General features: G+C 43.2%; 13 protein-coding genes. 4 read left to right on the plus strand and 9 right to left on the minus strand.

What is annotated here, in order from left to right; all coding sequences use genetic code 11:
- The first annotated feature begins 54 nt into the window (after positions 1-54).
- Both MST18_RS00455 and MST18_RS00460 read left to right on the plus strand, forming a co-directional pair.
- Entirely contained in the window at positions 55-798 is a 744-nt protein-coding gene (locus tag MST18_RS00455) for an SDR family oxidoreductase (RefSeq protein ID WP_180133319.1), read from the plus strand.
- Positions 799-847: 49 nt separating this feature from the next.
- Positions 848-1,453 carry a 2-hydroxychromene-2-carboxylate isomerase gene (locus MST18_RS00460; RefSeq protein ID WP_180133318.1) on the plus strand — a complete coding sequence of 202 codons (606 nt, stop codon included), beginning with the start codon at positions 848-850 and terminating at the stop codon, positions 1,451-1,453.
- Positions 1,454-1,644: 191 nt separating this feature from the next.
- Here the strand turns inward: MST18_RS00460 and MST18_RS00465 are convergent, their stop codons facing one another.
- Both MST18_RS00465 and MST18_RS00470 read right to left on the minus strand, forming a co-directional pair.
- Positions 1,645-2,136 (minus strand): hypothetical protein, encoded by a 492-nt coding sequence (locus MST18_RS00465; RefSeq protein ID WP_180133317.1) that lies wholly within the window; start codon positions 2,134-2,136, stop codon positions 1,645-1,647.
- Between the two features lie 244 nt (positions 2,137-2,380).
- Complete coding sequence (locus MST18_RS00470) at positions 2,381-3,892, minus strand: aldehyde dehydrogenase family protein (protein WP_078194071.1); 1,512 nt, start codon at positions 3,890-3,892, stop codon at positions 2,381-2,383.
- 221 nt (positions 3,893-4,113) lie between these two features.
- Between MST18_RS00470 and MST18_RS00475 the strand changes: the two genes are divergently transcribed.
- Positions 4,114-5,295: a transcriptional regulator gene (locus MST18_RS00475; RefSeq protein ID WP_078191528.1), complete on the plus strand. Its 1,182-nt coding sequence runs from the start codon at positions 4,114-4,116 to the stop codon at positions 5,293-5,295.
- 21 nt (positions 5,296-5,316) lie between these two features.
- Here the strand turns inward: MST18_RS00475 and MST18_RS00480 are convergent, their stop codons facing one another.
- On the minus strand, positions 5,317-6,279 hold the full coding sequence (locus tag MST18_RS00480; RefSeq protein ID WP_180133316.1) for an alpha/beta hydrolase: 963 nt from the start codon (positions 6,277-6,279) through the stop codon (positions 5,317-5,319).
- A 246-nt stretch (positions 6,280-6,525) separates the two neighbouring features.
- The gene (locus MST18_RS00485) at positions 6,526-7,737 is read right to left on the minus strand and encodes an iron-containing alcohol dehydrogenase (protein ID WP_180123833.1); all 1,212 of its coding nucleotides are present in this window, start codon (positions 7,735-7,737) and stop codon (positions 6,526-6,528) included.
- Between the two features lie 400 nt (positions 7,738-8,137).
- Between MST18_RS00485 and MST18_RS00490 the strand changes: the two genes are divergently transcribed.
- Positions 8,138-9,838, plus strand: a complete 1,701-nt coding sequence (locus MST18_RS00490) for an NAD-dependent malic enzyme (RefSeq protein WP_078194067.1) — start codon at positions 8,138-8,140, stop codon at positions 9,836-9,838.
- 147 nt (positions 9,839-9,985) lie between these two features.
- Here MST18_RS00490 and MST18_RS00495 read toward each other — a convergent pair whose 3' ends face one another.
- From MST18_RS00495 to MST18_RS00515, 5 genes are all read right to left on the minus strand, one after another.
- Positions 9,986-10,645: a methionine ABC transporter permease gene (locus MST18_RS00495; RefSeq protein WP_078191524.1), complete on the minus strand. Its 660-nt coding sequence runs from the start codon at positions 10,643-10,645 to the stop codon at positions 9,986-9,988.
- Entirely contained in the window at positions 10,626-11,696 is a 1,071-nt protein-coding gene (locus tag MST18_RS00500) for a methionine ABC transporter ATP-binding protein (protein WP_180133315.1), read from the minus strand. Before MST18_RS00500 ends, MST18_RS00495 begins: the two co-directional genes overlap by 20 nt.
- Before the next feature lie 10 nt (positions 11,697-11,706).
- Positions 11,707-12,537: a MetQ/NlpA family ABC transporter substrate-binding protein gene (locus tag MST18_RS00505; protein ID WP_180133314.1), complete on the minus strand. Its 831-nt coding sequence runs from the start codon at positions 12,535-12,537 to the stop codon at positions 11,707-11,709.
- A 64-nt stretch (positions 12,538-12,601) separates the two neighbouring features.
- On the minus strand, positions 12,602-14,038 hold the full coding sequence (locus tag MST18_RS00510) for an LLM class flavin-dependent oxidoreductase (RefSeq protein WP_180133313.1): 1,437 nt from the start codon (positions 14,036-14,038) through the stop codon (positions 12,602-12,604).
- Positions 14,038-15,261, minus strand: a complete 1,224-nt coding sequence (locus tag MST18_RS00515; RefSeq protein ID WP_180133312.1) for an SfnB family sulfur acquisition oxidoreductase — start codon at positions 15,259-15,261, stop codon at positions 14,038-14,040. Before MST18_RS00515 ends, MST18_RS00510 begins: the two co-directional genes overlap by 1 nt.
- Between the last annotated feature and the right edge of the window lie 11 nt (positions 15,262-15,272).

Below are 15,272 nucleotides of genomic sequence, written 5' to 3' on the forward strand. Positions count from 1 at the left end.
ACGCTTAAATAAAATGAGCATGGAATAAAAATAAAACAGTAATGGAGTGAGACTATGCAACAACTCAATCGGACTTCGTCAAAAGTCGCTTTAGTGATTGGTGCAGGTGATGCAACTGGTGGTGAAATAGCTAAGCGTTTTGCCCGAGAGGGTTATATTGCCTGTATGACACGACGAAATGCAGACAAATTACAGCCCTCAATAGCTGAAATTCAAGCGCAGGGAGGGACTGCTTTTGGCTTTGGTTCGGATGCTCGAAAAGAAGAGCAAGTGATTGAACTCATCGAGCATATCGAATCAAACATTGGCCCGATTGAGGTCATGGTCTTTAATATTGGTGCCAACGTCCCTTGTAGTATTTTGGAAGAAACCGCACGTAAATATTTCAAAATATGGGAGATGGCATGTTTCTCGGCATTTTTAACGGGTCGGGAAGTGGCAAAACGCATGGTGACACGTGAACGAGGCACGATTATTTTTACAGGGGCAACCGCTGGGACACGTGGTGCGGCAGGATTTGCAGCATTTGCAGGGGCAAAACATGCGTTGCGGGCATTGGCACAAAGCATGGCACGTGAACTTGGACCAAGAAATATTCATGTGGCACATGTAGTGGTTGATGGTGCAATTGATACCGATTTTATCAAAGATACATTCCCTGATCTTTATGCTAAAAAAGAGCAAGATGGTATTTTAAATCCAGTACATATTGCGGAAAATTATTGGCATCTCTCACAGCAACCACGGGATGCATGGACGCATGAATTAGATCTGCGACCATGGATGGAACATTGGTAAGCACTGATTTAAAAATATTAGGAAAATAAGCAAAAAAGGACGAAAAAAAATGAAAGTAATCGAGTTTTATTTTGATGTTGGCAGTCCATATAGCTACATCGGATTTCACCGTATTCAGCACATTGCTGAGCAATATCAGGCAGAGATTATCTGGAAACCGATGCTATTGGGTGGGGTGTTTAAAGCTACTGGCAACAGTAGTCCGATGGCTGTGCCTGCAAAGGCACGCTATTCCATGCGGGATCTTAAGCGCTGGTCAGATCTATGGCAGATTCCCGTACAGATGAATCCGTATTTTCCAATCAATACTTTGCAGTTGATGCGTTTGATAACCGCAGTCCAGTTATTTCAGTCTGAAGAGTTTCTGAAAGTATTGACGGGTATTTTTAACGCGATGTTTGGTCAGCCACGCAATTTAAATGATCTCACCACCTTCATGCAACTCATGCAAGAACTGGGGCTAGGTGCAGAACAAGTGAAACAGTGGTTGGATGATGAAAAAGTCAAATCTGAGCTGAAAGTGGTGACCGAAGAAGCTATTGAACGGGGTGTGTTTGGGGCGCCAAGTTGGTTTGTCGATGATGAGTTATATTGGGGTGTCGATCATTTACATTTTGTTGAGGCGGCTTTACAGGCTTCATCACGATCAGCCTAATTGGACGAATACTTGAGTGAATGCTACTGAATATGAGCACCAGTTTTAGGGCGGGAATGCAGAAGTCATTGTAGATGTAAGTGGAATTATAGAATGGATCATGGCTGATTGTCTTACTTACATCTACTTTTACTCAGCTTTCATTTGTATTGAGTCTTATTTTTGGGGTACTAACTTAAAAAACTTAAGCTTTATTCCGTATATAAATAATGCTGACATTTGGTGCAATTTACGGTGCATGAATCGCTTGCATAAATACCTTTACGAAAGAATCGTTTATTGCCGCAAAAGATACAGATAAATTCATCTTTATGATTTTTAGCGCTTGGTAGCTCTTGGTAAACGAGTCTTAATCCATTGTCTTTATAACGATAATTTCGACCATAAATTTGTTTAGCAAGCCAATAGTCCAAACTTGTAAATTTTATGGCAATACAACTGATGATACAAAAAGGAAATAGCCATATAGATTCAAATGCTTTGGAAACAGACGCCCAACCTGAAAATACACTTGTGAAAGTAAAAAACATGACCGCGAAAGCACCAAAGAAGAAAAGATAGAATACTTTGCTTTGGAAAGAGCTTAATTTGTTTAAGTATTTGAGATGATGTTCATAGGTCGAAATATCATCTTGGTTGGGCACAAATGCTGGATAACGTGCTTGCTTAGGTTTTTCTGACACTTGATCACCAAATGAATGACCACAGGCACTACAAAAGTGATGTTGTACTAATGCTTTTTCTCCACAGGAGACACAATATTTCATAGCTATTTAAATGTTTTTAATTAATAAAGTTATTTGTTTAGCAAGCATAAGAAAATTTGCAGCTTTTTAAAAGAAATTTTAATGAATTCTTTGAAGCGGCTTCTAACAAAAAAAGCGAACCGAAGTTCGCTTTTTTATCTTATGTATTGTTCAACGCTGCTTAGAAGAAGCCCATCGGCTTGGTGTCATAGCTCACCAATAGGTTTTTGGTTTGTTGGTAATGATCCAACATCATTTTGTGGTTTTCCCGGCCGATCCCTGATTTTTTGTAGCCACCGAATGCTGCGTGTGCAGGGTAAATGTGATAACAGTTGGTCCAAACACGGCCCGCCTGAATCGCACGGCCTGCACGGTAAGAAGTATGCGCTGAACGTGACCAAACACCTGCACCGAGACCATAAATCGTGTCATTGGCAATTTTGATGGCATCGTCGAAGTCTTTAAAGGTGGCAACTGAAAGCACAGGGCCGAAGATTTCTTCTTGGAAAATCTTCATGTCATTGGTGCCTTTGAAAATGGTTGGTTCAATATAGAAACCTGTACCGACTTCATTGCGTGGATCACCACCAGTAATGAGCTGTGCACCTTCATTTTTACCTGTAGCGATACAGCCTAAAATTTTGTCTTGCTGCTCTTGCGATGCCTGTGCACCAATCATGGTATCGGTATCGAGTGGATGACCCGTCTTAATACGTTTCACACGCTCAACCGCCATTTCCAAGAATCTATCTGCAATGCTTTCTTGTACCAATGCACGTGATGGACATGTGCAAATTTCACCTTGGTTGAGCGCAAACATGGCAAAACCTTCGAGTGTTTTATCTAAGAACTCATCGTCTTTGTCCATGATGTCTTCAAAGAAGATATTTGGTGATTTTCCACCAAGTTCTAAAGTCACAGGAATGATATTTTCAGTCGCATATTGCATGATCATTTGACCGACAGCGGTTGAACCTGTGAAGGCGATTTTTGAGATGCGTGGATTGGTCGCCAATGGACGACCGACTTCAACACCATAACCATTCACAATATTCAGCACGCCCGGTGGGAGTAGGTCTTGAATGAGTTCAGCCAAGACCAAGATGCTGACAGGCGTTTGCTCCGCAGGTTTCAACACGATGCAGTTTCCCGCAGCCAATGCTGGAGCAAGTTTCCAAGCAGCCATCAAGATTGGGAAGTTCCACGGAATAATTTGACCGACCACACCAAGTGGTTCATGGAAATGGTACGCAATGGTATTTTCATCAATTTCAGAAATACCGCCTTCTTGGGCACGGATACAGCCTGCAAAATAACGGAAATGATCAATACACAGTGGAATATCAGCGGCTAAGGTTTCACGAATCGGTTTACCGTTGTCCCATGTTTCTGCAACTGCAAGGAGCTCTAGGTTTTCTTCAAGTCGATCGGCAATTTTTAATAAAATATTTGAGCGTGTCGTTGGGGAAGAGGCGTTCCATTGGGCTTTGGCTTTATGCGCTGCATCCAAAGCCAGTTCGATATCTTCAGCAGAAGAACGTGGCACTTTGGTAAAAACTTTACCGTCTACAGGGGAGATATTTTCAAAGTATTCACCTTTCACTGGCGCGACCCATTGGCCACCAATCAGGTTTTCATACTGAGCTTTAAACTGAACTTTTGAACCGGGTTGATTAGGATCGACATAACGCATATGAATTTTCCTTTGCTTGTTTATTATGATCTTGTTGGGCTGCCCATCTGTGGCAATCTACAGCTTTGGTATAAGGTACTTTTGTACATTATTTGATTAGCATAGCCTGTATAAGGTTGGAAAAAGGTTGGAGACAAGAAGGTTTACAATATTTTTTTTCAGTCTTAAAAACAAAAGCCGGGAAACGGATTTTTAGTCATGAATTGTTGTGAGAATAATGAATGATGATACAGAAGGATTTATCTGAAAAACGACAGAATGTCGAACGGTTAAGGCAGGGCATGAGTCTGTCAAAGCAGCAAACTTCGCAATTGAATGAGAGCATTGCAAGCTCTTGGCAGCGATCGGCGCAGGCTGAAATTCCGGAAAACCGGAGTGCTGCGCCTTTGGTGAATTTAAGTCCTCAGAGTCAACAACAGTCGGCATTGCATCATGCCTTACAACATTGTGCCGAAGATTTAAAACACATTGCCGAACAGTCGTCGATGGTACTTGCTGTGGGTGATGTGGGTAGCACGATTATTTGGAGTGCGTCGAGTCGGCAAATGCAAAGTGCTGCGGAAAGTGTACATTTTATTGCAGGTGGGCAATGGCGCGAAGAATTGGTCGGCACCAATGCATTAGCGTTGTCTTTAAAAACCCAACAGTCGAGTTGTGTGTTTTCAAATGAACATTACATGCCATCAGTACATGAATGGGTCTGCTATGCAGCACCGATTATCGATCCACATACGCAGCAAATTTTGGGCGTGGTTGATTTATCCACCGTGTGGAAAAACCACAATAGTTTAGGGCTACTTGCGGCTGAACGCTGCGCTTCGATTATTCAATCGGCTTTACTCGATTTTCAAAAACAGCATTTGTATATTCGGGCCTTTGCTGTGCCGCAAGTGTTATTTAATGGCAAAGTGATGGTGCTGACCCCGCGGCAAATAGAAATTTTGACCATCTTGGCGCTATGTCCGCAAGGCATGACCTTAGATACTTTGCATCAAGCCTTATATGGTGAACGTAAGGTGAGTGTTGGGACTTTAAAAGCGGAAATGTCGCAGCTACGCGATATTTTGGGTGGCATGTTAGGCTCAAGACCCTATCGCTTATTGGCGCAAGTCGAAGCCGACTTTTTACAAGCCGAGCAAGCTTTAGATGCAGGTTATCTCGATTCTGCATTAAAACTGTGTTCAGGGGTTTTCTTGGCTAAAACTGAAAGCCCATTTTTAGGGGCATGGCGTGATTGTCTTGAGTCACGCTTGAGCCAAGCGATTTTTAATGCCAAAGAAACGGATGTTCTGCTCAAGCATGTCGCGCGTTTTCCTGAAGCCATTGATGCGGTTGAACGCCTGATTGAGCTGATGCCGAGATCACATCCCGTACATCAGACCTTGTTGAAATTAAAACAGTAAGTTGCAATGTCATACAGGCTATTAAAGGCCTTTATTGGCCAGCCATTGAAAGAGCTGGGTATAGACTTGTTCGCGTGCTGATTTCTCAGAAAGGACTAAGTCATGTAAACCATTTTGGATACTTTGAATGGTGACATCGCCTTGAATTTTTTTGGCATATTTTTGGATATCTTTTACACCCAAAATCACATCACTGGTCTGCGCTGCTTTACCCCATTTTTTGGGATTTTTAGTTTGATGTGAATGCATCACTAATACCGGTACATCAATCGTCACACCTTGATGAATTTCCTTTTGAGCCTCATAAATTGTCCGTACAAAACTTAAATACACCATTGGATAGCGGGTCTTTTTCCAGTCTAAATTGAAGCTCCATTCACCCTTGAGTTCACGGTGTAAGCTGGCGGTGTACCATTTATTTAGTTCACTTGGGAATTTTAGATTTGGAAAAGTCTTTGCCAATTTACTCAGCTGTGGAATACCCAGTGCGCGTTTCACTGGATTCATGTTGAAATCATAAAATGGGCTGTTAACCCAAAGGGCTTGAATTAAAGGATGATTTTGATGATGCGCCGCATACAAAGTGGTGGTTAAGCCACCGGTAGAATGACCACAGAGCAGCAAGGCATCATGACCTTCATCAGCAATGATCGTTAGGGCTTGATCTATTTCGGCATCGTATTCAGACAGTGCATGCACATTATAGTATTTTTGATGCGGGCGGATTGAGCGACCATATTTTCTTAAATCTAAGGCATAAAAGTCGAAACCGTGCTGATTGAAGCGTTCCGCCATTTCGGTTTGGAAAAAATAATCGATAAAACCATGGATATAGAGCACCGCTTTGGAGGTAGGAGCCGTGGCTTTTTTGCGAACCAGTGTGGCAACCACTGGGCCTTCATAATCATCCGGGAAGGTCAGCGTGGCTTGTTCATAGCCTGCGCCCAAAATGTCAGGCTGATACTGAATTGGTGAATGGCTCATTATTATACTCATTAATATTATTGGACATTATGCTTTATCCTTGATGAGTCATGAGCTTTTGTCAAATGAATAATCGATGCTGTTTTACCGACTAAAAAAGAGTGACCTCAGTATGAAAGCGACCAATCTATAGTCGCTTCCCTGAAATAAAAAGTGAAATGGATTCAGTTGAGCCTACATCACCAGACTCAAAGGGTAATGTAGGCACTTAGGTCACTTAAACATGAAGACCTTTGAGGGCTTAACTTAAACGGCCGCTTTGAAGTCGACCACAGAGGCATTGGCTTTAAGCGCTGCCTTGAAAATATCAACCACTTGAGCATGAGTCGCTTTACGTGGGTTGGTGAGCATACAGGCATCTTTTTGCGCATTTTCAGACATGATGCTGAGGTCTTGTTCTTTCACACCAAGTTCAGAAAGGCTCGATGGAATGCCAATCGAAGCAGACAGTTCACGGATTGCTGCAATTGCTGCATAAGCCGCTTCAGTCACCGTTAAACCATCGGTTGGCACACCCATGAGCTGCGCGATACGTGCATATCGGTCAGGGCAGGCGATCAGGTTAAATTCGCAAACGTGTGGTAACAGCACGGCATTACATACGCCATGTGGCAAGTTGTAGAAGCCGCCGAGTTGGTGCGCCATCGCGTGGACATAACCTAAAGATGCATTGTTAAATGCCATCCCTGCTAAGTACTGTGCATAGCTCATCGCATCACGCGCTTCTAAGTTTTCGCCATTGGCTACGGCAGGGCTGAGCCATTCACTGATCATGCTGATGGCTTTTTCAGCACAAGCATCGGTAATAGGATTGGCTGCTGTAGAAACATAAGCTTCGACCGCATGCGTTAACGCATCCATACCGGTTGCTGCAGTGAGCGCCGCAGGTTTCGCAATCATCAGCTTCGGGTCATCAATGGCGATAAGAGGGGTACAACGCCAATCGACAATCGCCATTTTAACGTGGGTGTCGGTATTGGTAATAATACAGAAACGGGTCATTTCTGATGCCGTACCTGCGGTGGTATTAATCGCAATGAGTGGAGTCATTGGGACTGTACTTTTATCGATGCCTTCATAGTCACGAATATGGCCACCACCCGCAGTCACTAAGCCAATGCCTTTGGCACAGTCATGAGAAGAGCCGCCGCCTAGAGAGACAATAAAGTCACAGCCATTGTCATTGTAGGCATCTACACCGCTATGTACGTTGGTGTCAGTTGGGTTGGGTTCTGCGCCCGGGAATATATGACTTTCTACGCCAGCTTCAGTTAAATATGCGGCAATGGTGTCTGCCACACCAAATTTGTATAGACCGGCATCGGTCACGATAAGCGCTTTCTTTGCGCCAAGATTTTGCGCCTTTGCGCCAATTTCTTTAGCGCAGCCGGGACCAAAAAGTGAAACACAAGGGATGTAAAAACCGTTTGTTTGATCTGCAATATTTTTAAAAGCCATGGTGCGATTCCTTCTACCATTCATTGTCATTTGTTATGGGTGATACTCACCTAAACTGAGTATTGCGAGGGATGTTTTAAATTCACACCTACCAAAGACCTACCAAATTTAGGGCTTTGTATTGAAATTATTTAATTGATTGAAATTTAATCATTAATTGTTTTTGCTATTTTCTGAGATTCGCTAAAAGTCGTATACGTTTAAGCCAAAATAGGCGTTGCAATGATTGGATGCATGATCGAGTTATCAGATTATAAAATCTAACTAAAACTACTATCAATTTATTAAATGCCCCAAAGCGCTCGAATCAGGATAGGCTATAACAAATAACGAGATAGTCACTTTTGTACATTTTGCTTTTTGCAGTGCGAAACAAAAGATTAATTAAACGAGTTAAATAATGCCTAGTGAAAATTTGAAAACGAAACGTCCTTTATATATTCCTTATGCCGGAAATACACTTTTAGAACTCCCACTTTTAAATAAAGGCTCTGCGTTTAATGAAGATGAACGTAAGAGCTTTAATTTGCACGGTTTAATTCCACACGTCACAGAAAGCATTGAAGAGCAAAGTCAGCGTTCTTATCAGCAATATTGTGCATTTAATAGTGATATCAATAAGCATATCTACCTGCGCAATATTCAAGATACCAATGAAACATTGTTCTATCACTTAATTGAAAATCACCTCAGTGAGATGATGCCAATCATCTATACACCAACAGTGGGTGAGGCTTGTCAGCGCTTCTCGGATATTTATCGTCGTCATCGTGGGATCTTTATTTCATATCCTGACCGTGATCATATTGACCAAATTATTCATAACGTGAATAAAAAGAACGTGAAAGTGATCGTTATTACGGATGGTGAACGTATTCTTGGCCTTGGTGACCAAGGCATTGGGGGGATGGGGATTCCAATTGGTAAGTTGTCACTGTACACCGCATGTGGTGGGATCAGTCCAGCTTATACATTGCCGATTACTTTAGATGTCGGAACCAATAACCAACAGCTGTTGAATGACCCGATTTATATGGGATGGAGTCAGCCTCGTATCAGCGGTGAAGAATATTATCAATTTGTCGATGACGTGATTAAAGCCATTCAACAACGTTGGCCAAAAGCGCTGATTCAATTTGAAGACTTTGCACAAAAAAATGCGATGCCTTTATTGGAAAAATATCGCGATAAAATTTGCTGCTTCAATGACGATATTCAAGGAACAGCAGCGGTGTCTGTCGGAAGTTTAATTGCGGCATCACGTGCAGCAGGCAAGCAGCTCAAAGATCAAATCGTCACATTCCTAGGGGCAGGTTCAGCAGGTTGCGGGATTGCAGAACAGATCATCAAGCAAATGGTGGCGGAAGGCTTGACCGATGCTCAAGCGCGTGCGAGGGTGTTTATGGTCGATCGCTTTGGTTTAATTACTGAAAATCAGCCGAATCTTTTAGATTTCCAACGCAAACTTGCGCAAGCACCGGATAACGTTGCTCATTGGGCAAATGCAGATTCAGTCATTTCGCTATTGGATGTAGTTACACATGCTAAACCGACTGTATTGATTGGCGTTTCGGGACAACCGGGACTGTTTAGCCAAGAGGTCATTGAAACGATGGCTGCGAATTGTGAACAGCCTATTGTGTTGCCACTGTCTAATCCAACATCGCGTGTCGAAGCGGTGCCTGCAGATATTATCGAGTGGACCAAAGGTAAGGCCCTGATTGCGACTGGCAGTCCATTTGCACCAGTGAATTATCATGGCAAGATTCATCAGATTTCACAGTGTAATAACTCCTATATTTTCCCGGGGATTGGTCTCGGTGTGATTGCATCTGGGGCGAAACGTGTGACGGAAAATATGCTGATGGCATCTAGTACGGCGTTGGCAGACTGTTCACCAAAATTGGCAGATCCAAATGCCGATTTATTGCCAAGTTTGGATTATTTACAGGATATTTCGAAGAAAATCGCATTGAAAGTGGCATTAGCTGCGATTGCTGATGGTGTTGCGCCAAATGTCAGCATTGAAGTACTAGAACAGGCCATTGAAGAGAATTTCTGGAAACCTGAATATCGTGATTATGTTCGTGTGACTTATTAATTTGATCTAAAGATGCTGATTGAACAGAATCCATTTTTGCATCTAATCGAAAAATACCCTAATCCAGATTAGGGTATTTTTTTATGTATAGAGGCATATTTTTTTTAAGAAATACGAAAAATTATCGAGCGGGGGCGCTTTAAATCTTTAAATTTTGCGTTTATCCAATTGGTTGGAAATGTGATCTCCACAGGCTTGAACCAGCATCACGATCGCGACCAAGACCACTATCACTGCCAGCATGATTTGCATATCAAAGCGTTGATAACCGTACCGATAAGCAATATCCCCCAAACCACCTGCACCGATCGCCCCTGCAATGGCAGAAGAATTAATCATGGTCACCAAGGTCACGGTAAAGCCCGCGACGATGCCAGGAAGCGCTTCAGGGAGCAGCACATGCCAAATGATTTGTTTGCGATTACAGCCGATGGCTTGAGCGGCCTCAATCAGACCTTGATCGACTTCACGTAAACTCACTTCTGCAATGCGTGCAAAAAAAGGCGTGGCCGCAAGGGTTAAAGGCACGACGGCAGCCCAAACGCCATAACTGGTGCCCACAATAAAGCGCGTGAGCGGAATGAGCGCCACCATTAAAATAAGAAAAGGTACCGAACGGGTAATATTGACCAACCAACCTAGGGTGTGGTTTAGGCTTTTTGAAGGATAAATCCCGTGTTCAGCACTACACACCAATACGACCGCTAAAGGCAGGCCGATCAGAAAGGCCACAAAAGCTGAAACGCCGACCATCAGTAAAGTATCAATGGTTCCACTAATCAGTAAATCAATGAGTTGGTCGTGCATAGCCAAGTACCTCAATCTGTGCGATATGGTGTTTAAGTTGTTCAGATAAGGCGTTGATCTCTAAATGGCTGTGGTCTACAGCAACAATCAACGAGCCAATTAAATGCCCTTGAATACTATCGATATGACTTTGATACAAATGTACTGGCGCCTGAAATTGATCAAAAATAAACTTTAAGTCTGGCGACTGTTGTAGTATCGATTCATAGCGTAATTTTAAAATGATTTGATCATTTGAATCTGACGGTTGTGGCTGAATGTCGCTTGGTAAATCAAGTTGTTCAAGGTTGAGTAACTCTTGTGTGATCTGCTGCTGAGGCGTAGAAAACACTTTCCAAACCTGTCCTGCTTCTACAATTTCGCCTTGATCGATCACCACAACTTGATCGCAAATCTCGCGAATGACCTGCATTTCATGGGTAATCAACACAATGGTGATACCAAGCTTTTGATTAATTTCTTTAAGCAAAGACAGCACAACAGAAGTACTTTCAGGATCGAGTGCAGAAGTCGCTTCATCACAGAGTAAAATTTCCGGATGATGAACTAACGCTCGTGCAATCCCGACACGTTGTTTTTGCCCGCCCGAAAGTTGAGAAGGGTAGTGCGCTGCTTTATTTTCAAGACCTACCAACTTCAGCACTTCATTCACTCGCTGAGCGATATCGGCTTGACTGAAATTGGCGATTTTAAGGGGCAGCGCGATATTGTCATACACGGTTTTGGCAGACATCAAATTAAAATGCTGAAAAATCATCCCAATACGCTGACGCAGGGCTATCAACTCTGCATGATTTAAGCGAGATAATTCCTGTTGATGGATGTGAATACTGCCATCACTGATTTGTTCTAAGCCATTCAGCGTTCGAATCAGCGAAGATTTACCCGCGCCGCTTTTCCCAATAATGCCGAATATTTTGCCTTGTGGAATATTCAGATTGATATCTTTTAAGGCATGAACCTGCTGTCCTTGCACATCATAAAATTTATTTAAATTTTTGATTTGGATATGGGGGACGGCAAATTCAACCGATGAACCGAAACTCACCATGAGTGACTCCTTATTTCCAACCAGGGAACCACAGTTTTGCACCAAAATCTGCGTCCAATGCTTGTTTAACTTTAGGTGAGTTTTGATAAATATCGACAAATTTACGCAGTTTATCATCATGATCTACATAGTCATCACGTACGGCAAATAAGATGGCAAAACGTTTGTCAGTATTGGAGTCAAATAACAATGCATTTTCAGGATCGGCAGTTTTTGCTAAACGTAAATAATGTGGGTAGCCAAAAGCCAGATCGACATCATCAATTGCACGTGCCGTTTGAGGGCCTTCCACCTCAATAAATTGAAGCTGTTTAGGATTCGCTGCAATGTCATTTAAAGTCGATAAAAAGTTATCTGGCTGTTTCAGTTCAATGAGCTTGGCTTGCTGTAACAGTTGTAAGGCACGGCCCTGATTGACCGGATCATTCGGAATCACCACTTTGGCTTTATGGGGTAAATCAGCAAAGTTTTTATACTTTTTTGAATACAGTCCGACATGGGTAGCAGCACCGACATCAAAGGCTTTGATTTTAAAATCCGTTTCTTTTTTTGCATTGTCTAGAAACGGCTGATGTTGAAAAAAGTTTGCATCAATATCACCGTGGTTTAGGGTGATATTGGGGGTATTCCAGTCTGAAAATTCCACCAATTTAACATTCAGCCCTTGCTGCTTGGCTTCATCTGCAGCGACTTGTAAGGGTTTAGCAAAAGATGGGCTAATCCCAATCACCAATTCACTTTGATGACTTTTCTTTTGTTGATTCCAAATAACTAAGCTAATCACCAAGATGGCTACGATCACACCAATCAGTGTGAATTTAGATTTTGCTGTTTGTGCCATGGCACACCTCTATATTTCGAAATAATTAAATTTTTTGTCTAACATGTTGTTTTATAAATGCAGCTTATGCTGTTTCAACGTTTTTAAGGGTTGCCTGAGAAGATGTTTCGGAAGTGGGACATCGGTAGCGATGAGCAGGATGTGTCATTGCTAAATGGTCACCTTGTTGAAACAATTTTTGCCGTAGACTACCGGTGTCATATGCAGTTTTATAGCGACCACGTTGCTGTAATTCAGGAATGACCAAACGGATAAAATCTTGATGTGACTCAGGTGCAACGGTGCGAGTCAGATTAAATCCATCGATGCCAGTTTCATCCAAATAATCAATCAACTGCTTTGCAACGTTGGCGCCACTCCCGACAAAGAGCGGATAACGCCCACCTAGAACGTGCTGAGCATGCAAATCTTGGCGAGTAATTTTTTGCTCTTTAAATTTTTGATTGACCGATGCGATGCTATTGGTCTGCTGATATGGAATGGCTTCATCTTCTGCAAAGTTGGCGAGGTTCATCCCAATCGAGCTGGAAAAGTGTGCCAGTCCCGCTTCAGGGTTGGCATAGCGAATGTATTCAGCCAATTTCTCTTGGGCGAGCTCATCGGTCTCTGCGGTCACTACCGTAATGCCAACAAAGAGTTTCACGGCTTGTGGGTCACGACCTTGCGCTGCGGTTTGGCTGCGAATTTTTTGTACCTGATTTTTGACTTTTTCAGCGCTGTCCGCACCGATAAACATGCCTTCCGCATGTTGTGTGGCAAAAGCTAAGCCACGTGGTGAAGCACCGGCCTGATACAACACAGGGGTGCGCTGAATCGATGGAGAAACTTGAAATACCCCTTGGCTTTGATAGAACTTGCCTTGGTGTTGAATGGCATGTACTTTTTTGGGGTCGCTAAAGATGCGATTTGCTTTATCTTTTTGAACCGCATCATTTTCCCAAGAGCCTTCCCAAAACTTATAGCAAAGCCGCAAAAACTCTTCAGCTTGTTCATAGCGTAGGTCATGATCTTTCAAGCCTTTTTGCCCAATGAGGCGTTCTGCACTGTCTAGATATCCAGTCACGATATTCCAACCGATTCGACCTTGGGTCAGGTGGTCTAGGCTGGCAAATCGACGTGCAAATTGATAAGGCGTTTCATAGCTCAAATTGACTGTTACACCAAAACCTAAGTTTTCAGTGACCGCAGCCATTGCAGAAATCAGGGTGCTGGGGTCATGGCTCGGCAGTTGGATCGACTCTTTAAGTGTGAGATCAATATTGCCTTCATAAACATCATAGACCCCAGTGATATCCGCAATAAATAGCCCGTCAAACAGCCCTTGCTCCAAGGTTTTGGCAAGATCGGTCCAATAGCTCAGTTCATTAAAGCGGTGTGACTCATCGCGCGGATGGGTCCATAAGCCATGATTGATATGGCCGACACAGTTCATGTCGAAGGCATTCAGTAAAATTTTCTTGGCTGTATGTGATTGGGTATCTGCTGTGGTGATTTCGCTCATTACAAGGTCCCTCGACGTGGGGGCAATACGCCATTTAGGAGGTAATTGGCAATGAAGAAATATTTCCAACGCCCTGCATCATGCAAGGTGTGGACACGTGCATTACGCCAAAATCGATCTAGGCCATCTTCACGCTGACTGCCACGGCTGCCTGCAAGCTCAATCAATTTTGAAGCCGTTTTCAGTGCAGTTTCAGTACTATGCGCACGCACTTTCGCTACATCTAATGAGGCTTTTGCGATGTTTTCGGCATTGGGCTGTGGGCGAGCAGTATCGATGGAGCGAGCAGCTTGTTTCAGCAAGACCTCACTGGCGCGGACATCTGCGGCAATACGACCGAGTTCGTATTTGGTTAAAGGATCTTCGCTTGCAAGATCAAGACCTGAATCAATCCATGGTCGAGCTTGGTGTACGCGGCTTAAACTTTCTTCAAAGGCTGCGCGGGCTATACCGACTTCAATCGCAGCATGCATAATTTGCGCAAATGGCCCAACCAATGTCGGCTCCGTAAATGCCCGATCAAAGGGAATGACATCTATGGCAGGAACTGCAACTTGGTGAAATTTTACAGAGCCGCTACCCGTGGTGCGCTGTCCAAACCCTGTCCAATCATCGATCAGCTCTAAACCTGTACTTTCACGTGCAATAAAGGCTAAATATTCACGACCATCTTGGTCTTTGACCAATGTGGGAATACGATGTGCAAATAAACTGCCGGTGCAATAAAACTTTTCACCATTCACCACAAAACCATCGTCATGAGGGCGAATCGACGTTTGTTTTTGCGCAGCGGTTTTGGTTTTAAACTCGGCTAAGGCATTGCCAAAACGAGCGCCAGCAAGCACTTCGGCATAAAGCTTTTGCTTTTGTTCAGTTGTGCCGGTGTTTCGTAATACTTCCAATGCATAAAAATGGTTTTGTGGAATTTGCCCAATTGAGCCATCTACACCACTCATAAGCGCAATCACTTGCGCCACGGTATAACTTGAAACTTCGGCACCGCCAAATGCCTTGGGAACTGTGATTGCCCAGAGACCAGATTGACTATAGGCCTCGATTTCATCAAACGGCAGTATGCGTTCGGCATCACGTTGCACGGCATTTTTTCTAAATTGTTCAGCTAATTGTTTTGCAATTTCAAGTGCTTCTGCATCGGACTGAATAATATGCGCAGGTGTTGTTGATGCGGCCTGTAGCGAATTAATATTTGGAAATGAGGTCATCAGAATTCTCC

The sequence above is a fragment of the Acinetobacter sp. YH12068_T genome (genome assembly GCF_024606005.1).
Lineage (GTDB): Bacteria > Pseudomonadota > Gammaproteobacteria > Pseudomonadales > Moraxellaceae > Acinetobacter > Acinetobacter amyesii.